The sequence below is a fragment of the Undibacterium sp. SXout20W genome (assembly GCF_049340285.1).
Taxonomy (GTDB): Bacteria; Pseudomonadota; Gammaproteobacteria; order Burkholderiales; family Burkholderiaceae_D; genus Undibacterium.
Genome location: NZ_JBMPPH010000019.1, coordinates 1 through 22377, shown reverse-complemented (window position 1 = coordinate 22377; position 22377 = coordinate 1). Strand labels below are relative to the sequence as shown.

Annotated in this window: 22 protein-coding genes; 20 read left to right on the top strand and 2 right to left on the bottom strand. The window is 47.6% G+C overall.

Annotation, left to right across the window (positions count from 1 at the left end):
* Window positions 1-342 precede the first annotated feature (342 nt).
* A complete protein-coding gene (locus ACO0K1_RS11395; RefSeq protein ID WP_423025750.1) occupies window positions 343-1503 on the bottom strand; it encodes a CsgG/HfaB family protein in 1161 nt (386 codons plus the stop codon).
* 178 nt (window positions 1504-1681) lie between these two features.
* Window positions 1682-2839 (bottom strand): iron-containing alcohol dehydrogenase, encoded by a 1158-nt coding sequence (locus ACO0K1_RS11390; protein ID WP_423025748.1) that lies wholly within the window; start codon window positions 2837-2839, stop codon window positions 1682-1684.
* Between the two features lie 186 nt (window positions 2840-3025).
* On the opposite strand from ACO0K1_RS11390, the gene ACO0K1_RS11385 reads away from it, so the two are divergent.
* The 20 genes from ACO0K1_RS11385 to ACO0K1_RS11290 all read left to right on the top strand — a co-directional run bounded on the left by ACO0K1_RS11385 (window position 3026) and on the right by ACO0K1_RS11290 (window position 22363).
* Window positions 3026-3787, top strand: coding sequence for a sulfite exporter TauE/SafE family protein (locus ACO0K1_RS11385; RefSeq protein WP_423025746.1), 762 nt, complete (start codon window positions 3026-3028; stop codon window positions 3785-3787).
* A 221-nt stretch (window positions 3788-4008) separates the two neighbouring features.
* Window positions 4009-5964, top strand: a complete 1956-nt coding sequence (gene mnmG, locus ACO0K1_RS11380; RefSeq protein WP_423025744.1) for a tRNA uridine-5-carboxymethylaminomethyl(34) synthesis enzyme MnmG — start codon at window positions 4009-4011, stop codon at window positions 5962-5964.
* Window positions 5964-6614 carry a 16S rRNA (guanine(527)-N(7))-methyltransferase RsmG gene (gene rsmG, locus ACO0K1_RS11375; protein ID WP_423025742.1) on the top strand — a complete coding sequence of 217 codons (651 nt, stop codon included), beginning with the start codon at window positions 5964-5966 and terminating at the stop codon, window positions 6612-6614. Before mnmG ends, rsmG begins: the two co-directional genes overlap by 1 nt.
* 20 nt (window positions 6615-6634) lie before the next feature.
* Complete coding sequence (locus ACO0K1_RS11370; protein WP_423025740.1) at window positions 6635-7411, top strand: ParA family protein; 777 nt, start codon at window positions 6635-6637, stop codon at window positions 7409-7411.
* A gap of 2 nt (window positions 7412-7413) precedes the next feature.
* Complete coding sequence (locus tag ACO0K1_RS11365) at window positions 7414-8307, top strand: ParB/RepB/Spo0J family partition protein (protein ID WP_423025738.1); 894 nt, start codon at window positions 7414-7416, stop codon at window positions 8305-8307.
* 103 nt (window positions 8308-8410) lie between these two features.
* On the top strand, window positions 8411-8956 hold the full coding sequence (locus ACO0K1_RS11360) for an RBBP9/YdeN family alpha/beta hydrolase (RefSeq protein ID WP_423025736.1): 546 nt from the start codon (window positions 8411-8413) through the stop codon (window positions 8954-8956).
* 186 nt (window positions 8957-9142) lie between these two features.
* Complete coding sequence (locus tag ACO0K1_RS11355; RefSeq protein WP_423025734.1) at window positions 9143-9487, top strand: ATP synthase subunit I; 345 nt, start codon at window positions 9143-9145, stop codon at window positions 9485-9487.
* On the top strand, window positions 9484-10323 hold the full coding sequence (gene atpB, locus ACO0K1_RS11350; RefSeq protein ID WP_423025732.1) for a F0F1 ATP synthase subunit A: 840 nt from the start codon (window positions 9484-9486) through the stop codon (window positions 10321-10323). The genes ACO0K1_RS11355 and atpB overlap by 4 nt, the downstream gene beginning before the upstream one ends.
* A 100-nt stretch (window positions 10324-10423) precedes the next feature.
* Window positions 10424-10666 (top strand): F0F1 ATP synthase subunit C, encoded by a 243-nt coding sequence (gene atpE, locus ACO0K1_RS11345; protein WP_186911982.1) that lies wholly within the window; start codon window positions 10424-10426, stop codon window positions 10664-10666.
* 66 nt (window positions 10667-10732) lie between these two features.
* Complete coding sequence (locus ACO0K1_RS11340; protein ID WP_423025730.1) at window positions 10733-11203, top strand: F0F1 ATP synthase subunit B; 471 nt, start codon at window positions 10733-10735, stop codon at window positions 11201-11203.
* 2 nt (window positions 11204-11205) lie between these two features.
* Complete coding sequence (locus ACO0K1_RS11335; RefSeq protein ID WP_423025728.1) at window positions 11206-11739, top strand: F0F1 ATP synthase subunit delta; 534 nt, start codon at window positions 11206-11208, stop codon at window positions 11737-11739.
* A 26-nt stretch (window positions 11740-11765) separates the two neighbouring features.
* Window positions 11766-13307 (top strand): F0F1 ATP synthase subunit alpha, encoded by a 1542-nt coding sequence (atpA, locus tag ACO0K1_RS11330; protein ID WP_186911979.1) that lies wholly within the window; start codon window positions 11766-11768, stop codon window positions 13305-13307.
* Between the two features lie 29 nt (window positions 13308-13336).
* Window positions 13337-14206 carry a F0F1 ATP synthase subunit gamma gene (gene atpG, locus ACO0K1_RS11325; RefSeq protein WP_423025726.1) on the top strand — a complete coding sequence of 290 codons (870 nt, stop codon included), beginning with the start codon at window positions 13337-13339 and terminating at the stop codon, window positions 14204-14206.
* A gap of 30 nt (window positions 14207-14236) precedes the next feature.
* Window positions 14237-15640, top strand: coding sequence for a F0F1 ATP synthase subunit beta (gene atpD / locus ACO0K1_RS11320; RefSeq protein WP_186911977.1), 1404 nt, complete (start codon window positions 14237-14239; stop codon window positions 15638-15640).
* Between the two features lie 71 nt (window positions 15641-15711).
* Complete coding sequence (locus ACO0K1_RS11315) at window positions 15712-16134, top strand: F0F1 ATP synthase subunit epsilon (protein ID WP_423025724.1); 423 nt, start codon at window positions 15712-15714, stop codon at window positions 16132-16134.
* An 84-nt stretch (window positions 16135-16218) separates the two neighbouring features.
* A complete protein-coding gene (locus ACO0K1_RS11310; RefSeq protein WP_423025722.1) occupies window positions 16219-16683 on the top strand; it encodes a CoA-binding protein in 465 nt (154 codons plus the stop codon).
* Window positions 16684-16689: 6 nt separating this feature from the next.
* Complete coding sequence (locus ACO0K1_RS11305; protein WP_423025720.1) at window positions 16690-17514, top strand: PPK2 family polyphosphate kinase; 825 nt, start codon at window positions 16690-16692, stop codon at window positions 17512-17514.
* 451 nt (window positions 17515-17965) lie between these two features.
* Window positions 17966-19051, top strand: a complete 1086-nt coding sequence (gene hemE, locus ACO0K1_RS11300; RefSeq protein WP_423025718.1) for a uroporphyrinogen decarboxylase — start codon at window positions 17966-17968, stop codon at window positions 19049-19051.
* Window positions 19052-19580: 529 nt separating this feature from the next.
* Window positions 19581-21641 carry a primosomal protein N' gene (locus tag ACO0K1_RS11295; protein ID WP_423025716.1) on the top strand — a complete coding sequence of 687 codons (2061 nt, stop codon included), beginning with the start codon at window positions 19581-19583 and terminating at the stop codon, window positions 21639-21641.
* Between the two features lie 122 nt (window positions 21642-21763).
* Window positions 21764-22363, top strand: a complete 600-nt coding sequence (locus ACO0K1_RS11290; RefSeq protein WP_423025714.1) for a LysE family translocator — start codon at window positions 21764-21766, stop codon at window positions 22361-22363.
* The last annotated feature ends 14 nt before the right edge of the window (window positions 22364-22377 follow it).

Sequence of the window (22377 nt, the reverse complement as noted above, 5' to 3'; positions counted from 1 at the left end):
GGTTACACGTGAAACAATCTTGCTTGTATCGTTCTGGTTTATTTTAAATGCGTGAAGCAGCCCATCGTTTTATATGGTTTTTTCTTTGCGTTGCTGAACTAAAGGACGAGGTAAAAAAGCACAAGGAAAAAAAGCACAAAGTGAAAAGCAGTAGGTAAGGAAACGGAAAGTAAGAATGCGCCGTAGACGATCAGGAATTGGACCGTTGCCGGCGGTCATCGGTTTTTGCGATTAATTTCAGTGTTTGAGTTGGTTGGGGATAATGATTGGGGATCGAAAGTAAAGCAGTGCTATTGCTTTCCTTTCGTTCTCCTTAGTTTGTGCTGGTTAGACTAGCTTGGACTATTGCTTGGACCCATTAAACGTCCCTTGCTTGTCGTTGTCCTGGGTTTGCCAGATACCCATGATGGTTCCGCTTTGCGGATCGATGTTGCAGGTGAATTTGGTTGGGACGGATTTTATTTGACCTACTAAGTTGATTTCGCCGCTACTGTTGATGGCGCCGGCAAGGGCGAAATTAGTTTTAAATTTGATTGAATTTCCCATTCCACTGACCTTGCCGTTACCGCTGACCATGATCGTTACCGTACCTTGATCATCGCCATCGTATTTGGTGTTGTACATGCCGACGAGCGTTGCGGGGATGACGATGCCGGGCATGGTGTTCGGTGTCGCGTTGTTATTGAATACAGGGCGGTTACCGTTGGTTGATTGGATTGAATGCGCGGCATTGATTTTAGAACTTTGCACCGTAGTTTGTATCAGCTGTGGCTTGTCACGCACTGCAAGCACAATTTTATTGAAGTTATCAAGTAGGCTGGCAGCAATCAATTTGCCTTCAGGTGTTTTGCTGTATCCACCAGCACTTGCCCAACCCATGCGTCCCCAACCCCAGCCATTTAGGCTGAAATTCATTTTGCTGGCTTCTCCCTCGGCGCTTGCGACCTGGATTCCTGAACGGACGTCTGCAATCAATAATGACGTTTCGGCTTCTTTGAATTGCACGCCGGCGCCTAATCCGCCAATTGCACCGAGCATGCCTCCCATCTTGTGCAGCAGACCTCCCATCGCACCGCTGACGCCACCAGAATCATCTGAGAACTGGATTGCTGGCGTCATCACGAAATCAGCGCCTTGTAACTGTCCTGCACCGATATTTGACCCTTCTTGAAGTTGACCGCCTGCTGCTAATGCTCGCTCTTGCTGTAAATTTTGCATGGCGACACCGCGTTCGAGAACGGTGAAACAGCCAGATTCTTGAACGATCATGCGCAACATGGTGGATGGGGAACCCAGACTGTAACGCCCGAGATAAGTCAGTATTTGACTTTGTGGTTCTGCTACCGCGAGGGATCCAAAATTGCGGTTACATTTTTCGATGGCGCCAGGGTCAATGCTACTTCCTGCTATTGCCGCACTTGTCGCGAATAGAGCCGGGATGCAAAAAAGAAAGATCAACTTTCGTTTTGTTTGCTGGGTCTTATTGAGGGTTTGGTGATGCATTTTTTCTCCTTATTAATTTTTCATTAATTGAAAAATATAACGAAAAATTGACAAGGAAAAAATGTGAAATTATTACTAGTTGTTTCCGAGATTAGTCTTCTTTACTGGGATTTTTACCAGGAGAGTTTGCACTTTCTTACCAATAATTTTACTTTGGTGAACGAAGTATTTTGTTTTTTTAAAGTACTTCGGCGTAAATATCTCGCGCATGTTGCCAGTTCACTTCACGTGGATTGTTGCCAAGCAAGCGGGTTTGTAACATGGCATCGGTGGCGAGCCTATCCAAATCGTGTTCGCTGATTCCCACTTGTCGTAATCGAGTGGCAATGCCCAGCTCGGCGGCTAATTCTTCTAAAGCAGTAATCAGAGCGGCACTTTTTGCTGAACTGCTACCTTGCGCTTGCGGTGCAATAATGTCGGCAAGTTCTGCATACAGAAGGTGTGCCTCTGGTGTATTGAAGCGCAAGACAGGCGGTAATACGAGTGAATTGGATAAGCCATGTGGTACGTGGAAGATCCCACCAATAGGGTAGGCCAAGGCATGAACGGCAGCGCATGGTGCATTGGCAAATGATTGCCCCGCTAACAAGGCGCCCAATAGCATGGACTGACGAGCTTCCAGATTTTGTGGATCGTGACAAACGGTGCGGATATTTCCCCATAGCAGCCGTAATGCCTGTGTGGCCAACATGTCAGACAATGGATTTTTCTTATGTTTGGTAGTGTACGCTTCAATGGCGTGGACCATGGCATCGATCCCAGTTGCCGCACTAACGGCCGCAGGTAAGCCTAAGGTTAAGGTCGCATCTAATATGGCAATGTCGGCGTAGAGTTGAGGCGCGACGACGCCCATTTTGGTTGTCGCACCAGTGGTAACAATCGCTATAGGTGTTGCTTCTGAACCTGTGCCGGCGGTTGTTGGTATCTGGATGAGAGGAAGGCGCTGTCCAAGTACTTTGCCGATACCATACATGCTTTCCAAGTTTTGTTCTGTACCTGCGAGGATGGCGATCAATTTGGCGACATCCATAGAACTACCACCACCAAAGCCAACGACCAGATCGACGCCTGCTTGGCGTGCTTGTGAAACCGCATTTAACACAATAGATTCTGGTGGATCAGCGATGACTTCGGAAAAAATACTGACGTGGCGTTGTTGTGCGCGAATATTCTCTATGGCGGGTTGGAGTAAGCCTGTTTTAAAGAAACCCGCATCGGTGACAAGTAAAACATGTTTAACGTTTGGATAATGGATAGCAATCGTGTGACCTAACTGATTCGCAGCTCCCGCGTGGCTAATGATATGCGGTACAGTTTGGAATTCGAAGTTGTTCATGGGGCGATATTTCCTGTTCTGGTAAAAGATACTGAAAACTGTGTGGCCTGACGGGACTTAGGCTTGCTATTGTTTATAGCTTGCCAGAACTTTGATACTAAAGCAAAGTTGTCGTCTGGCTGCTTGCTGTGTGTGAAGTTTAATAAAAATTAAAATGTAAATGTAAATGAAAATAAGGTTGAAGACATGATGGATATGTTGCTGTTGGGGTGTGCTGCTTTTTTTGCGGGGTTTGTTGATGCGATAGTCGGGGGTGGAGGGTTAGTCCAAGTACCTGCATTATTTTCTATGATGCCTGGTACTGCACCAGCGACCTTGTTGGGGACCAATAAATTTGCGGGTATTTGGGGGACAAGTGTTGCGGCTAAGAACTATTTGCGCAAAGTGGAGATTCGTTGGGCTATGGCGATACCTGCGGCACTGACGGCTTTCCTATTTTCTTTCGCAGGTGCTTATCTGGTGACCCATGTGTCTCCGGAACAATTACGAAAGGCATTGCCATTTGTGTTGGTTGGTGTGGCAATTTATACGTTTAAGAAGAAAGAATTTGGTGCTTTAGATAAGCCGGTGTTTTCTGGCCATAAAGAAGTTTTCTTAGGTATGTTAGTGGGTGGGGTGATTGGTTTTTATGATGGTTTCTTTGGCCCAGGTACGGGTAGTTTTTTTATGTTCTTATTTGTGCGCTTCTTTGGATATGATTTCTTACGTGCATCAGCTGTCGCTAAGGTATTGAATGTCGCTTGTAATGCTTCAGCGTTAGCGTGGTTTGGGTTTAGTGGTCATGTTTTATGGATGTTAGGCGCGATGATGGCATTGTGTCAGGTGGGTGGTTCTTTGACGGGATCACATATGGCGATTAAACATGGCACTGGTTTTGTTCGCAAAATGTTTTTGTTTGTAGTGATCGCACTGATTTGCAAAACGACCTATGACGGTTTTTTGAAGTGATTGTTTCACGTGAAACAATCGTAATGAAGTCTGAAGTTGGTTGGCCTGCTTAAAATTTGAGCGGATAGATACAGTAATTTTACAAAATGAAATGTGCGTCCGGATGTTTCACGTGAAACATCCGGACTTATTTTTTGTGAGAATCAACATTTGAAAATGGCTTCAACGTGAAAACAAACTATAATCGTGCCTCTTAAGTCCTTGTTTGTCAGAAGATAGCCATGTTTTATCCAAAAGAATTTGATGTGATTGTTGTCGGCGGTGGTCATGCCGGTACAGAAGCTGCCCTCGCTGCTGCGCGTATGGGACAGTCCACATTGTTATTGACCCACAATATCGAGACCCTTGGTCAGATGTCCTGTAATCCATCAATTGGTGGTATTGGTAAGGGGCATCTGGTGAAAGAGGTTGATGCCATGGGCGGTGCGATGGCGATCGCCACGGATGAAGCTGGTATTCAGTTTCGTATCCTCAACTCATCCAAGGGACCCGCGGTGCGTGCGACAAGAGCGCAAGCCGATCGGATTTTGTACAAACAAGCCATACGTAGTCGTCTCGAAAATCAGCCTAACTTGTGGTTGTTCCAGCAGGCTGTTGACGATTTACTCGTTGAAGGCAATCGTGTGGTCGGTGCAGTGACGCAGGTCGGCATCCGCTTTCGAGCACGGGCAGTTGTCTTGACCGCGGGTACTTTCCTTGATGGAAAAATTCACGTCGGCTTGAATAACTATTCCGCCGGACGAGCAGGTGACCCCCCAGCAATTTCACTGTCCGCCCGTCTAAAAGAGTTGGCGTTGCCACAAGGTCGCTTGAAAACTGGCACGCCACCACGGATTGATGGCCGCAGTATCGACTTCTCCGTCATGCAAGAACAACCCGGTGATCTTGATCCGGTACCAGTATTCTCGTATATGGGAAATACAGCGATGCATCCTAAGCAGGTTCCTTGCTGGATTACTCATACGAACGAAAAAACCCACGATATTATTCGCGCAGGCCTCGATCGCAGTCCAATGTACACCGGTGTTATCGAAGGGGTAGGGCCTCGCTACTGCCCATCGATCGAAGATAAAATCCATCGCTTCGCGAGTAAAGAATCGCACCAGATATTCCTTGAACCCGAAGGTCTGACCACCAACGAGTTTTACCCGAATGGTATCTCTACCAGTTTGCCATTCGATGTCCAGCTAGAATTGGTGCGGTCTATGCGCGGTATGGAAAATGCTTATATCTTGCGGCCAGGCTATGCGATTGAATACGATTATTTTGATCCGCGCGGGTTGAAGTCATCATTAGAAACCCGCCAGATAGACGGTTTATTCTTTGCCGGACAGATCAACGGCACCACGGGCTACGAAGAAGCGGCGGCGCAAGGTATGTTGGCAGGTTTGAACGCTGCATTGCAAACTCAGGGTAAAGACGCGTGGGTACCACGCCGCGACGAGGGTTATCTTGGTGTTTTGGTCGATGACCTGATTACCAAAGGTGTACAAGAGCCTTACCGAATGTTTACCAGCCGTGCAGAATTCCGGCTGAGTTTGCGTGAAGACAATGCCGATATGCGCCTGACCGAAATCGGTCGCCAGCTTGGATGTGTTAGCGACGCACAATGGCAGATGTTTGAACAAAAGCGTGAAAGTGTTGCACGTGAAATGGAGCGTCTGCGTTCTACGTGGGTCAATCCCCGCATTCTCGGCGCAGAAGAGGCCGAGCGAGTGGTCGGTAAAGCCTTGGAACGTGAGTATTCATTGGCGGATTTATTGCGCCGCCCACAAGTGACTTACAACAGTCTGATGGGTTTGATTGGTGTTGAAGGGCAAGCGTTAGCTGGTCCTGGTGTTACGGACGAAGCCGTGCGTGAGCAGGTCGAAATCCAAGTTAAATACGCCGGCTATATTGACCGCCAGGCGAAAGAAGTTGAGCGCCATGCGCATTTCGAAAATCTCAAAATGCCAGCTAAGTTTGACTATATGGAAGTTAATGGCTTATCTATCGAAGTCCGACAAAAACTAAATAAACATCAGCCTGAAACTTTAGGGCAGTGCGGTCGTATTTCAGGTGTAACGCCAGCCGCGATTTCTCTATTACTGGTGCACTTGAAGAAGCGCGGTTTTAAAGAATTTGCTGCTGCACCAGAAGTCGTCTTAGAAACAACGCCCGAAGCAGGAGAGGTTTGATGAGTATCAACGATACGAGTTTGTTGCGTAAAATGCTCGCTGATGGTGTGCAAGAATTAGCTTTACCTTTAACAGATGTGCAAATCGATAAGATGATTGCTTATTTGTTACTGTTATCGAAGTGGAACTCTGTTTATAATTTAACAGCAATCCGCGATCCTAAAGAAATGGTCAAACAGCATTTGCTGGATTCATTGTCCGCTGCATCTGCTTTCACTGAAGCGAAAAATGTACTCGATGTGGGTGCGGGCGGTGGGCTTCCTGGAATGATACTGGCGATTACCTATCCGGAAATTAAGATTTCCATGATCGACACCGTTAGTAAAAAAACCGCATTTCTAAGCCAGGCAAAAACTGAACTCGGTCTAAGTAATGTCACAGTGCATACAGGGCGCGTAGAAGAGCTGCAAGTCAGCCAGAAATTTGACGTGATTACTTCACGTGCATTTTCTGAGCTATGTAATTTTATTAATTGGTCAGGACATCTATTGGCCGATGGTGGACAATTTATCGCCATGAAGGGTGTCGCACCAGCGCAGGAAATCGAGCGCTTACCAGAGGGCTGGCAAGTGAAGGGTGTGCAAGCTTTGTCTGTGCCTGGTTTACACGCTGAGCGGCATCTCGTTTTTGTAAAAAAATCCCCAGTCTGACTTACCAACGGAAAACCTCTATGGCAAAAATCTTTTGTATAGCAAACCAAAAAGGTGGCGTTGGCAAAACCACGACCACAGTCAATCTTGCCGCCGGACTGGCGAAGTTGGATCAACGCGTTTTACTGGTCGATCTCGATCCTCAGGGTAACGCCACTATGGGTGCCGGCATTAACAAGGCAAAACTGACGTCCTCGGTCTACGAAGTATTGCTCGGTATAACCGATGTAGCCTCCGCCCGCTTACGTTCTGAATCTGGCCGCTTTGATGTCTTACCCGCGAATCGAGAACTGGCCGGTGCCGAAGTTGAAATGGTGGAACTGGAAAATCGCGATAAGCGTCTGCGCGATGCGCTGGCACTGGTAAGCAACGAATATGACTTTATCTTAGTGGACTGTCCGCCAGCCTTATCAATGCTGACCTTGAACGGTCTGTGTGCTGCTAATGGGGTGATTATCCCAATGCAGTGCGAATACTATGCGTTGGAAGGCTTGTCTGACTTGGCAAATACCATCAAAAAGGTATCCGCTAACCTTAATCCGGATCTGAAAATCGTTGGTTTGTTGCGAGTGATGTTTGATCCACGCATGACCTTGTCGCAGCAAGTTTCAGATCAATTGGAGCAGCACTTTGGTGACAAAGTTTTTAAAACGCTGATTCCACGTAATGTCCGCCTTGCAGAAGCGCCATCGTATGGCATACCGGGCGTGGTTTTTGATCCCTCATCAAAAGGTGCGCAGGCATACATTGCCTTTGGTGCTGAAATGGTCGAAAGAATTAAACAGTTGGAAAAATGAACATGGTTACGAAAAAACAAAAGGGTTTGGGACGCGGCCTTGAGGCTTTATTCGATGGTGCCGGCGACTTTACGGACGCCGTACCGACGGTCAGTGGTGCACCAACCAGTCTTTCGGTGCAGCATATGCAGGCAGGTAAATATCAGCCCCGTACGCGGATGGATGAGGGCGCTTTGGCAGAATTGGCCGCTTCGATCAAAGCGCAAGGTCTCATGCAACCGATTCTGGTACGTCCTATCGGACAAAGCAACGGTATAACGCGTTACGAGATTATTGCTGGTGAGCGCCGTTTCCGTGCCTCTCAGATGGCGGGGTTGGAGGAAGTGCCTGTCTTAGTGAAAGATGTGGACGACCAGGCCGCAGCGGCCATGGCCTTGATTGAGAATATTCAACGTGAAGACCTCAACCCACTCGAAGAAGCACAAGGTATCCATCGCTTAATTACCGATTTTTCATTCACCCACGAGCAAGCTGCTACGGCCGTTGGGCGGTCACGTAGCGCGGTGTCCAATTTGCTGCGTTTGTTGAATCTGGCGAAGCCGGTGCAAACCATGTTGATGGCTGGAGATATCGACATGGGGCATGCCCGCTCCTTATTGGTCACCGATGCGGCGACTCAGATACAGTTAGCAAATCAAATCGTTGCAAAACGCATGTCGGTACGTGAAGCTGAGAAGTTAGTTGCTAAGACAACCTCAGAAATGAGCGCTACCGGTAAGCCGCGTGACAAAGCTGAAAAGTCACGTGACATTACCCGCCTTGAAGAAGAATTATCTGACTTGCTGGCGACCCAGGTCACTCTGAAAATGGGTAGCAAGGGCAGGGGGCAAATGGTAATCGACTTTGCCGACCTCGATTCCCTTGATGGCGTCATTTTAAAAATACGCGGTCAATAATACTTTTCAATTAAGCTGCAATACCGATTTGGTTTTGCAGCTTTTTTTTCGTCCCCGTTTTTTGAACGGACCCTTTTATCCATCACTTACTGATGCGTTCCACGTGAAACTTCTTATCCTCCCTGGTTTATATAACTCTGGCCCACAACACTGGCAAAGTCTGTGGGAAACAAGCATGCCAAATGTCGCACGAGTACAACAAGATAATTGGGATCAGCCCGAACTTGATTTGTGGATGGCGAAATTATCCGAAGAAATTGAGCAATGTAAGGAAGACGTCATTTTGGTAGCACATAGTCTCGGCTGTGCTTTAGCTGTGCATTGGATTTCTTCGCCTCACTCATCTGTGTTGCACGTGAAACAGGTAAAAGGCCTGTTTTTAGCGGCTCCTCCAGATGTAGGACAAAATACGTTTCCAGCACCCAGTTTTAGTCCTATGCCAGATGTTCGCTTACCTATAGCCAGTACCTTGATCGCCTCTGATAACGATCCGTGGTGTGATTTTCCTTTGGCCAAACATTGGGCACAATGCTGGGGCAGCGAATTTCACTCGCTTGGTGCAAAAGGACATATTAACGGCGAGTCTGGGTTAGGTCATTGGGAGCAGGGCCAAACTTGGTTAGCGCAATTAGTACGGAGCGTGAAGTAAAAGATGAGAATTGCCAAAAAAACAGGCAGTGTCTCATTCTGGTGCACCGAAGGTATCGTTTGACGTTGTAACGCACTACCACGTATAATTCCGTGGTTTTGATAGGCAAGGATATGCGCTGCCCGATACTATTTAGAGGCTAACGCGCAAAATCTTAGCAAGATCTGTAATTTAAGTGAGGAAAGCATGGCGCGTATCGTACTGCTGCAAATGGTGGCAGCTCTGGTCGTCGCACTGCTTGCTGGTGTATTTGGGACGATTTCTTTGGCATTTTCTGCTTTGTTAGGCGGCTTATGCTGTGCAATTCCAAACGCTTTTTTCGCGTTGCGCCTGACAATGAGCGCCCGAAAGCCTGGAGGAGCAAACCCGATGAGTTTTTTCATCGGTGAATTTATCAAGATTGGACTAACAATCGCCCTGATGGGTGCGGTTGTTACCTTGTACCACGATGTCAACTGGCCGGCTTTTTTGATCGCCTTCATTGTGGTACTGAAAAGTTATTTCATTTTACTCTTTAGACAACGACCATGAGCGCAACCGAGAACGCACCAACAGCGTCAGAATATATTGTCCATCACTTAGGGCATTTATCGACACATCACCAAGATAAAATCGTTGATTTTTCGATCTTAAACTACGACACCATTTTGTGGTCCGTACTGTGCGGTATCGTCGGCAGCCTCGTGCTGTGGCTGGCCGCACGTAAGGCAACTTCCGGTGTGCCAGGTCGTTTCCAGGCGGCAGTAGAAATTCTGGTTGAAATGGTTGAAGAGCAATCCAAAGGCACCGTTCATGGTGATCGTACGTTTATCGCGCCGATGGCGCTGACCGTATTTATCTGGGTTGCTTTGATGAACTCACTGGATTTCTTGCCAGTCGATATGTTCTCTGGCTTGTTCCGTTTATTAGTTAGTCTGGGTGTCGCTCCGGAATCCCTGGCCGACATGCACCACCGTGTGGTACCAACGTCCGATTTGAACGGTACCATCGGTATCTCTTTAGGCGTATTGGCTTTGATGCTGTATTACAGCGTTAAAATCAAAGGCTTGGGTGGTTTCCTGCACGAATTGATCTCCGCACCATTTGGTATCAAAATGGCGCCATTCAATCTGATTCTGCAATTGATCGAATTCGCGGCAAAAACTGTGTCGCTGGGTATGCGACTGTTCGGTAACATGTTTGCAGGCGAATTATTGTTCTTGTTGATCGCTTTATTGGGTTCAATGGCAACAGTATTTGGTGTTGCAGGTCACCTGATTGCAGGTTCTATCTGGGCGATTTTCCATATTTTGATCGTGTTCTTGCAAGCATTTATTTTCATGATGCTGACCTTGGTTTATATCGGTCAAGCACACGAACATCACTAAGATTGCAGTAAGTAATAAGTACCGTTTTAGATTTAGTTTTAGTTTAGTTTTTTGGTTTTAGTTTTAGCTTTTTATTATTTTTAACTTTTAAGGAAATGTCATGACTGATTTATCTTTTGTTGCTTTGGCTTGCGGTTTGATCATCGGCTTGGGCGCGATCGGCGCTTGTATCGGTATCGCTATCATGGGTGGTAAGTACCTGGAAGCGTCTGCACGTCAACCAGAATTGATGAATACATTGCAAACTAAAATGTTCTTGCTGGCTGGTCTGATCGATGCTGCGTTCCTGATCGGTGTTGGTATCGCTATGTTGTTCGCGTTCGCAAACCCGTTCCACGCTTAATAGACTTTCCTTTTCGCGCCGGAAGTCGACGACTTCTGGCTTGATCCATCTAGATAAGGAATTAACGTGAACCTTAACTCAACTTTGTTTGTTCAGTTTGGGGTTTTCTTCATCTTGGCATTGTTCACAATGAAATTTGTGTGGCCGCCACTGATGAACGCGCTCGATGAGCGCGCAAAGAAAATCGCTGACGGACTGGCAGCTGCCGACCGTGGCCGCGCTGAAATGCAAGCTGCTGAAAAGCGTGTACAAGCTGAATTGGCTGGTGCGCGTGATGAAGGCCAAAAACGTATCATTGACGCAGAAAAACGCGCCCAATTGATCATCGAAGAAGCCAAGAACACTGCCTATGCAGAAGCGGGTCGTATTGTTGCGGCTGCTCAAGCTGATGCAGAAAATCAAGTTACTAAAGCACGCGAAGAATTGCGCGACCAGGTTGCTACTTTAGCAGTCAAAGGCGCAGAACAAATTCTGAAACGTGAAATCAACGCATCTGCTCACGCAGATCTGTTGACTCAACTGAAAACCGAGCTGTAATCATGGCCGAACTCGCAACGATCGCTCGTCCTTACGCAGAAGCGCTATTCCGCGTTGCCCAAACCGGTAACCTGTCCGCTTGGTCGGAACTGGTCACTGAAATGGGTCATGTGGGTGCGAATTCCGATGTACAAGCTCTTGCACACAACCCAAAAGTCTCGGCTTCTCAAAAAGCTGAGATTTTCCTGTCTGCGCTCAAATCGCCAGTCACTGCTGAAGCCAAAAACTTCGTAGCGACACTCGCTGACTATGATCGCCTGACTTTGCTGCCTGAAATCGCTTTCCAATTTCACGCTCTGAAAAACGCCTTCGAAGGCGCTGCAGATGCTGAAGTAACCAGCGCATTTGAATTATCGGCAGACCAGTTAAGCGACCTGGCAGTGACATTGGAAAAGAAATTTGGCCGCAAACTGCACCCTACCGTGAAAGTAGATTCTGCTTTGATCGGCGGTGTGCGCATCGTGGTTGGTGATCAGGTGCTCGACACGTCGGTTCGCGCTAAGCTGCAAAAAATGCACGTAGCCCTGACCGCGTAAGAACGTAATAAATATTAGGAGTTAGTATGCAACTCAACCCATCTGAAATCAGCGAGTTGATCAAGAGCCGGATTCAAGGCCTTGGCGACACAGCTGAGATTCGTAATCAAGGTACGGTTATTTCCGTTACCGACGGTATCTGCCGCATCCACGGTCTGTCTGACGCGATGCAAGGTGAGATGCTGGAATTCCCAGGCAACACATTTGGTCTGGCATTGAACTTGGAACGTGATTCCGTTGGCGCTGTTATTCTCGGTGACTACGAACACATCTCCGAAGGCGACACAGTGAAATGTACTGGTCGTATTCTGGAAGTGCCTATCGGTCCTGAACTGCGCGGTCGTGTTGTTAACGCGCTGGGTCAGCCTATCGACGGCAAAGGTCCAATCAATGCTAAATTGACTGCGCCAATCGAAAAAATCGCGCCAGGCGTTATTGCTCGTCAATCCGTGTCTGAACCACTGCAAACAGGTATCAAGTCTATCGACGCGATGGTACCAGTTGGCCGCGGTCAGCGTGAATTGATCATTGGCGATCGTCAAACTGGTAAAACAGCGGTGGCGATTGATGCGGTGATCAGCCAAAAAGGCCAAAACGTTACATGTATCTATGTAGCGATCGGTCAAAAAGCTTCTTCCGTTAAAAACGTTGTGCGCGCTCTTGAAGCTCACGGCGCGATGGAATACACCATCGTTGTTGCTGCAACTGCTGCTGAATCTGCAGCGATGCAATACGTTTCCGCTTACTCCGGTTGCGCGATGGGCGAATACTTCCGTGACCGCGGTGAAGATGCACTGATCATCTATGATGATTTGTCTAAACAAGCTGTGGCTTACCGTCAGGTTTCCCTGTTGCTGCGCCGCCCACCAGGCCGCGAAGCTTACCCAGGTGACGTGTTCTACCTGCACTCCCGTTTGTTGGAACGTGCAGCACGCGTGAACCCAGACTACGTTGAAGCATTCACCAAAGGTGAAGTTAAAGGTAAAACAGGTTCTCTGACAGCATTGCCTATCATTGAAACTCAAGCTGGTGACGTTTCCGCTTTCGTTCCAACCAACGTAATTTCGATTACCGACGGTCAGATCTTCTTGGAAACTTCCCTGTTTAACGCCGGTATCCGTCCAGCGATTAACGCTGGTATCTCGGTTTCCCGTGTTGGTGGTGCAGCGCAGACTAAAGTTATCAAAAACTTGTCCGGTGGTATTCGTACTGACTTGGCGCAGTATCGTGAATTGGCAGCGTTTGCTCAGTTCGCATCTGACCTTGATGAAGCTACCCGCAAACAGCTGGACCGTGGTGCCCGTGTTACTGAATTGCTGAAACAAGCTCAGTACGCACCATTGTCTATCTCTTTGATGGCTGTCACTTTGTTCTCCGTGAACAAAGGCTTCCTGGATGATGTACCTGTTAAGCAAGTATTGGCTTTTGAAGCTGGCGTACACAACTTCATGAAAACCAGCCACGCTGCTTTGTTGCAAAAGATCGAAGAAACCAAGCAACTGGACAAAGATGGCGAAGCTGCCATGGCTGCCGCAATTGCTGATTTCAAAAAATCCGGCGCCTATTAATTTACTGTAGCTAGAAGGAGTCAATACTCATGGCTGCAGGCAAAGAGATACGTGGCAAGATTAAAAGCGTAGAAAATACGAAGAAAATCACGAAAGCGATGGAAATGGTCGCTGCGTCCAAAATGCGTAAAGCGCAAGACCGGATGCGTGCGGCTCGTCCGTACAGTGAAAAGATTCGTAACATCGCTGCTAACTTGTCGCAAGCCAACCCAGAGTACACGCATCCTTTTATGGTTCAACAAGATCACTCCAAGAAGGTCGGAGTGATCGTTGTGACGACAGATAAAGGTTTGTGCGGTGGCTTGAACACCAACGTGTTACGTTTGGTCACCAACAAATTGCGTGAACTTGAAGGTAAAGGTTCAAAAGTAGAAGCGGTCGCAATTGGTAATAAAGGTTTAGGCTTCCTGAATCGTATCGGTGCTGAAGTGGTTTCCCATGCAGTGCAATTGGGCGACACTCCGCATCTCGATAAGTTGATTGGCCCAGTCAAAGTTTTGCTGGATGCCTATCAGGAAGGCAAACTCGACGCGGTTTACCTGAGTTATACCAAGTTTATTAACACCATGAAGCAAGAACCGGTGATGGAGCAATTATTGCCTCTGACAGCGGATCGCCTGGCGGTAGATAAGTCTTCCCATGCTTGGGATTACATCTATGAACCAGATGCAAATACGGTGATTGATGAATTGCTGATCCGTTATGTAGAAGCGCTGATTTTCCAAGCAGTGGCTGAAAACATGGCGTCTGAACAGTCGGCCCGTATGGTGGCGATGAAATCAGCAAGTGATAACGCAGGTAACGTCATTGGTGAGTTGAAACTGGTTTATAACAAAACCCGTCAAGCTGCCATTACCAAAGAGCTCTCCGAGATCGTCGCCGGCGCGGCAGCGGTCTAAACTGTATAAATATTTATTGAAGGAACGAACATGGCTAATGGCAAAATCGTTCAGTGTATCGGCGCTGTGGTGGACGTTGAATTCCCACGTGACGCGATGCCTAAGATTTACGATGCCTTGAAAATGGAAGGCTCCGAGTTGACTTTGGAAGTTCAGCAGCAATTGGGCGACGGCATTGTCCGTACCATTGCTCTGGGTACTTCTGACGGTCTGCGTCGTGGCATGATTATCAGCAACACAGGTCATCCAATCATGGTACCAACCGGCAAAGCAACGCTGGGTCGTATTATGGACGTATTGGGTAACCCTATCGATGAATGCGGTCCTGTCAGCCACGAGCAGACAGCATCGATTCACCGTAAAGCGCCTGCTTACGACGAACTGTCACCATCCCAGGAATTGCTGGAAACCGGTATCAAAGTTATTGATCTGGTTTGCCCATTCGCTAAGGGTGGTAAAGTTGGTCTGTTCGGTGGTGCTGGTGTTGGTAAAACCGTTAACATGATGGAACTGATCAACAACATCGCTAAAGCACACAGCGGCTTGTCCGTGTTTGCTGGTGTTGGTGAACGTACTCGTGAAGGTAATGACTTCTATCACGAAATGGCTGACGCAAAAGTGGTTGATCTGGAAAACCCAGAAAACTCCAAAGTTGCGATGGTGTACGGTCAGATGAATGAACCACCGGGTAACCGTCTGCGCGTTGCTTTGACTGGTTTGACTATTGCTGAAGGTTTCCGCGACGAAGGTAAAGACGTTCTGTTCTTTGTGGATAACATCTACCGTTATACACTGGCCGGTACTGAAGTTTCCGCGTTGCTGGGTCGTATGCCTTCCGCTGTGGGTTACCAACCGACACTGGCTGAAGAAATGGGCCGTCTGCAAGAGCGTATTACATCCACAAAAACTGGTTCGATCACATCGATCCAGGCCGTGTATGTTCCAGCCGATGACTTGACCGATCCATCTCCTGCAACGACGTTTGCTCACTTGGATTCTACCGTTGTTCTGTCCCGTGACATCGCTTCTCTGGGTATCTACCCAGCGGTTGATCCACTGGATTCGACATCCCGTCAGTTGGATCCACAAGTTGTGGGTCAAGAGCACTATGAAACAGCACGCGCTGTTCAAGGTACTCTGCAACGCTACAAAGAATTGCGCGACATTATCGCGATTCTGGGTATGGACGAATTGGCTCCTGAAGACAAATTGCTGGTTGCACGTGCACGTAAGATGCAACGTTTCTTGTCTCAGCCTTTCCACGTTGCTGAAGTATTTACCGGTTCTCCAGGTAAATATGTTTCGCTGAAAGACACGATCAAGGGCTTCAAAATGATCGCTTCCGGCGAACTCGATCACTTGCCAGAACAAGCGTTCTACATGGTAGGTACTATCGACGAAGCAATCGAAAAAGCGAAAAAACTGGCTGCTTAATTCTTAAGCACTAGCGCTGCGACGGCAACGTCGCAGCAAGAGCTTTTTCAAGCGAACACAAAGGGTCCAACATGGCACACACTATTCACGTTGACGTAGTTTCAGCAGAAGAATTAATTTTTTCTGGTGAAGCTGAATTCGTCGCGTTGCCGGGTGAGGCTGGTGAATTGGGTATTTATCCAAAACATACTCCACTGATTACCCGTATCAAACCGGGCGCGGTGCGCATCAAAGTAGCTGGTCAGACAGAAGACGTGTTCGTTTTCGTTGCTGGCGGTTTGCTTGAAGTGCAACCAAATGCAGTGACAGTTTTGGCCGATACCGCGATTCGTGGTCACGACCTGGACGAAGCTAAAGCAACTGAAGCCAAGAAATTGGCTGAACAAGCTTTGGTTAATCGCGATTCCACGATTGACTATGCGCAAGCACAAGTTGAACTGGCAACCGCGATCGCCCAATTGGCAGCGATTAACAAATTGCGTCAAAAGCGTTAATTTGTCGTCGTCCTTGACGCGACGAAAGCAGTACAACAAAAAGGCAGCTCAGGCTGTCTTTTTGTTTTTCAGGAACGCTAGCAAATGAACCCACGCCCTACGCCAGAGCAGCAGCCAAGCATATCTATACCAGCGCTATTGAATGAAAGCAAAACGATTGTCGTCGTAGGCTTATCGCCCAAAACTCACCGCGCCAGCTATGATGTCGCCGCCTATATGCAAGCACATGGCTATCGCATTGTACCTATCAATCCACGTGAGGCGGGAAAAACGATTTTGGGAGAAAGATGTTATGTCAATTTGCTTGAGGCCAGTAAGCAACATCAAATTGATATCGTTGATTGTTTTAGAAACACGGACGATATTCCCCCCATCGCCGAAGAAGCCATTCAAATTGCCGCCCGTTGTTTTTGGATGCAGTCTGGCATCGTGAACGATGCTGCCGCCCTCCTTGCAGAAGATGCCGGCGTCTTCGTTGTGATGGATCGATGCTTGAAAGTCGAACACCATCGCTATTTGATCAATCGTAATATCAAGAGTGAAAGCTGATAAATCATGAGCATTGCTGACCAGTTTCGGGTTGTGCCTAATTTTAAGTTGAATGAGGCAGATGCAAACCGCAAAGTATTAGGGGCCTCGACCGGCGTTCGCGCAGATGACAAGCAGTCAGACAAGCTAAAGACGGCAGAATTGGCTGAAAATATATCTAAATTACAGGATGTGTTTGCAGCCAATCATGCGCCCAAGCTGCTCGTCATTCTGCAAGGCATGGATACAGCAGGAAAAGATGGGACGGTAAAAAGCGTGTTTGGACAATTGCACCCTTTGGCTGCGAGGACGGTCGCCTTCAAAGCGCCAAGCGTCGCAGAGAGAGACCATGACTTTTTATGGCGGATCCATAAAGAAGTGCCAGGTAAAGGTGAAATCGTTATCTTTAACCGTAGCCATTATGAAGATGTATTGATCAGCAAAGTTCATGGTTGGATTGATCAGGCAGAATGTGAGCGCCGTTTTGCGCAGATTCGAGACTTCGAGCGAATGCTCATTGAGACAGGCACCATCGTACTTAAATTCTTCCTACACATTTCTAAGGACGAACAAAAACAACGCTTAGAAGAACGACTGGCAGATCAGGATAAGCATTGGAAGTTTGATATGCAAGACCTGGCAGAGCGCGTTCATTGGGAAGCTTATCAACAAGCTTATGAAAACGCCTTGTTAGCGACGGATACACCGCTGGCTCCCTGGTACGTTATCCCGGCAGATTCTAAAACCCAACGAAATTTAGCGATCGCCACGCTTGTTTTTGAAAAGCTTGAAAGCTTAAAACTGAAATTTCCTCCAGGCAATCTTGAATATGGCAAACTCGTCGTCGAATAAGCCTGCTAACACCGTTGAATCTACGAAGTGGTCATAACAAATTTGACCAAGTCATTGTATTTACAAGCTACGGTGTGAACTGGTATCTCGCCGCTATACGTAGATAAAATTTCGCATAAAAAATTTTTGAATTTATTACTTATGCACAAACTGTCAAGTAGATTATTTTTATAAAAATAGGCGTTCTTTAGAATACAACTATAAATACACATTTAAATCAATAACTTACGTTGATAAGCTACTGTGAAAATTTAAAAATACGAGGTAAACCCAGAAATTTTAAAATCTATCCACAAAGTTATCCACAGTTTCCAAAAGGAAAATTGCGACAACATCCACAACTTGCGCAAGATCAGATGCCGATCCCAGCGCCTTAAGCGATAATGTCGGATATTCCGAATTTACGATAATTTTTTCATCGTCGTAATAATGACCGTTTTTGAAAGTCTACATGAGCCACCATTTTTCGCCACTGAAGAACGACACTTTTCTGAAAGCATTATTGCGTGAGGAAACTGAATACACACCACTTTGGCTGATGCGCCAGGCGGGCCGCTATTTACCAGAATACCGTGCAACACGTAAAGGTGCAGGCTCTTTCATGAGTCTGGCGAAAAATCCACAATTCGCAACAGAAGTCACTTTACAACCGATAGACCGCTACGCGCTAGATGCTGCCATTTTGTTCTCAGACATTTTGACCGTTCCGGACGCGATGGGTCTGGGCTTATACTTCGAAGAAGGTGAGGGGCCTAAATTTGAACGCCCATTGAAAGATGAAAAAGATATTCTCGCTTTAAAAGTACCGGAACCTGGCAGCTTGCAATACGTATTTGATGCTGTCACACAGATCCGTACAGCGCTGGACGGTCGTGTACCTTTAATTGGCTTCTCAGGCAGCCCTTGGACGCTTGCTTGTTACATGGTTGAAGGTCAGGGGTCGAAAGAATTCCATAAAGTCAAAACCTTACTCTACAAACGTCCTGACTTAATGCACCACATTCTGCGCGTAAATGCTGACGCAGTAGCCAGTTATCTGAATTCTCAGATCGATGCTGGCGCGCAAGCAGTGATGATTTTTGATAGCTGGGGTGGTGCGCTCGCCGATGCGGCGTATCAGGAATTTTCGCTCTCGTATATGCAAGACATCGTCGGAAAATTACAAAAAGAAAAAGATGGCAAACGGATTCCGGCAATCGTGTTTACCAAAGGCGGCGGCTTATGGCTAGAAAAAATCGCGGCACTTGGTGCGGATGCCGTAGGCTTGGATTGGACCGTTAACCTCGGACAGGCGCGTGCTCGCGTCGGTGACAAAGTTGCCCTCCAAGGAAATTTAGACCCTGCCATCTTATTCGCTGATCCAGAACAGATACGTCAACAAGTCATCAATACCTTGGATTCCTACGGTACACCTACAGCAGGTAATGGGCATGTGTTCAATCTGGGTCACGGGATTTCCCAATTTACACCCCCAGAGGCGGTCAGCGTCTTGGTCGACACGGTGCATGAATATAGTCGTCAGCAACGCAATAGATAACATTAGCATCCAGGCGTAGCCCATAATTAGTGCGTAGACGACGTAGGTCTGCGCTAATTAGGGGCTATAGTTTTCATTTTCTCTATAAAAAATGATTAGAAATTTAAGCAATTCAGGTGCTGGTAAAAGAACAATCACCGGATCGCCGCGTCACCACACCATGTTGCTGTGCAAAACATAGCGTTTACGCGCCTTTCCAGCCCAAAAGCTGTGGAGAAGCAGGTGGATAATAGCCCAATTTATTCGACTTCCTGAGATCTTTCTTCTAACTTATGCACAAAAAAAGGGCGTTGTAAAAAAGTTTTAAAGAATATTTTTTTATAACGATTAAAGAATTCTAAGTCATTGATTTTAAACGTAATTAATTTTATGCTCAAAATCCAACACTGTCTCAAGACCAGCATAAACACAAGCAAAAACCAATGTCAATAGTTCCTTCTCCACAAAGTTATCCACAGATGTTGTGGACAAACAAAAAACAACCCGTAAAATTCATCCATACCGTTGTTTGTGGAAATAAAGCCAGGCCGTGAACGAACTTTTTTTGCGTATCGCCCTCGACACTCCCCTCGATAGCTTGTTTGATTACCGTTGGGAACCACCAACGCGCGTCGTCGGCGATACTGATGCCAACGAGTCTGTACCCGTTATCAGTCCGCAGCCAGGTCAACTCGTTGTGGTGCCATTTGGTCGTCAAGAACTTGTTGGTATCATCATTGAGATTGCCTCAACGACTAAGGTCCCATTGGCCAAAATGAAGAACGTGACTGCGGTCCGATCTGAGCTTGTGCCACTGTCGAATGAGTGGCTGGCGCTTACGCAGTTTGCAGCCGATTACTATCAACGCCCTCTCGGTGAAGTGGCATTACCCGCCTTACCAAAAAATCTAAAAGCGCTAAAAACCGTCTCTTTGCAGCGTGGATTAAAAAAGCTAGCCAAACTTGGGGATCACAACGATGCACAAGCTACTGCCGAGCCTCTTCTCAACACTGAACAGCAGAACGCAGTCAATGCCATTACCGAACCGACGGGATTTACACCCCATCTGCTCTTCGGTGTGACTGGAAGTGGCAAAACCGAAGTTTACCTACAGTCCGTCAGTAAGATTTTGCAGCAAGACCAACAGGCACAGGTGTTGATACTCGTCCCCGAGATTAATCTGACACCACAATTTGAAGCGCACATCCGCGCCCGTTTTCCGGGCATCCTGCTCTCAACCTTGCACAGCGGCATGGCAGAAGGGGAGCGTTTGTTGCACTGGCTGGCAGCCCACCTGGGGCGTGCTCGCATCATTCTAGGCACGCGATTGGCGATGCTCGCATCAATGCCGCATTTGAAATTAATCATTGTGGATGAAGAACACGATCCCTCGTATAAGCAACAAGAAGGCTTGCGCTATTCAGCACGTGACCTCGCGATATGGCGCGCCCGGCAATTGAATATTCCGGTCGTCTTGGGCTCGGCAACACCGTCTTTAGAAAGTTGGCAAGGTGCCCTCAGTAGCCGTTATCGCCTTTCTGTGTTACGTGAAAGAGCCGTGAAAAACGCGGTATTGCCGGTAGTTAAGATTATTAATCTGGAGCGTGAAAAACCTAGTGAAGGACTTACGCCTAGACTAATATCCGCAATCAAGCTACGTCTTGAAACAAGTGAGCAATCACTTCTATTTCTCAATCGACGCGGCTATGCCCCCGTTCTGGCATGCGATGCCTGTGGCTGGATCAGCCAATGTACCCGCTGTACGGCCAACTTAGTCTTACATAAAGGCGATCATCGACTGCGTTGCCATCATTGCGGACTGGAGCAACGAATCCCTCGCTCCTGTCCTACGTGCGGCAATATTGACTTGCAACCCTTAGGCCGCGGCACGCAAAGAATGGAAGAAAGTCTCGCTGCCATTTTCCCGGATGCCAAGGTATTTCGTATCGATGCCGACTCCACCCGCCTGAAAGGAAGCGCTGCTGCCGCTTTTGAACGTGTACATGATGGTGACGTCGATATCTTGATTGGGACGCAAATGGTTGCCAAAGGACATGATTTTAAAAGGCTGACACTGGTCGCCGCCCTAAATCCTGACGCCGCCTTATTTTCGCAAGATTACCGCGCAAGCGAACGCTTGTTTGCCCAACTGATGCAGGTGTCGGGAAGGGCGGGACGAACTGCACAAAAAGAAGGCGGCAATATGTCCGAAGTATTAGTACAAACCCGCTATCCTGACCACCCTTTGTATCATGCGTTGATGGCCCACAATTACGAAGCCTTTGCAAAAGATTTATTGCAAGAACGTCAACAGGCGCAGTTGCCACCATTTATGTATCAAGCATTGCTGCGCGCCGAAGCCAAAGAACTGCAACAAGCCATCGATTTTCTACGCGAAGCAGCGGCTTGCCAAACGCATGTAGGGATCACGATGAATGACCCGATCCCGATGACCATGACCCGCATCGCCAACGTTGACCGCGCGCAGCTATTGGTCGAATCAGCGTCAAGGCCGGCATTACAAGCCTTCGTCAAAGAATGGATAGGCACATTGCGCACCATGAAAAGCAAGGTGAAGTGGTCGGTGGAGATCGATCCTGTGGATATTTAGCGATTTATGCATAGGCTATCAACCACTGTTCTGCTTCAAATAGACAATATCTGTGTCACCAACAACGCATCGATTCCTCTTTAATATCGATTTCTGACGTTGACTAAGAAAGTGAATCGGCCATGTCGCACCAATTTGTACTCGCCCTCCTGACCTACCTGATTGCGACAGCAAGCCCGGGCCCCAGCAACATGGCACTGATGGCAGTCGCCATGAACCAAGGACGCCGGGCCGCCATAGCAATGGCGTTGGGAATTATGTGCGGCTCGATGTTCTGGGGCGTAATGGCAGTGATAGGATTCGCGAGTTTATTAACGACGTATGCGCAGTTACTCACGGCGTTGAAAATGCTCGGCGCGCTTTATTTGTTCTGGCTTGCAGCGAAGGCCTTGCGAAGCGGTTTGTCCGCCAGTGCTGAATTGACACACCAAACGCCCGCGCCAATGCCGCTAAACAAACATATTCAACGGGGCTTGCATCTGCATTTAAGTAATCCTAAAGCGATATTTACCTGGCTGGCAATTGCCAGCCTTGCTGCGAATGAGAATGGCACCTGGTCCGACAATGTATTTCTATTGATCACATGCATGACAATTGGTGCGACGGTATCCCCCTATGTCAGGATAGATGTCGCGTCAATTAATTCACATCAACCGTATTGGGGCGGAGTAAAGACATGCAGTGAATCGTTATCCAGCAGAACGCAAGGAGGCCATCCTTAAGCAGATGATGCCGC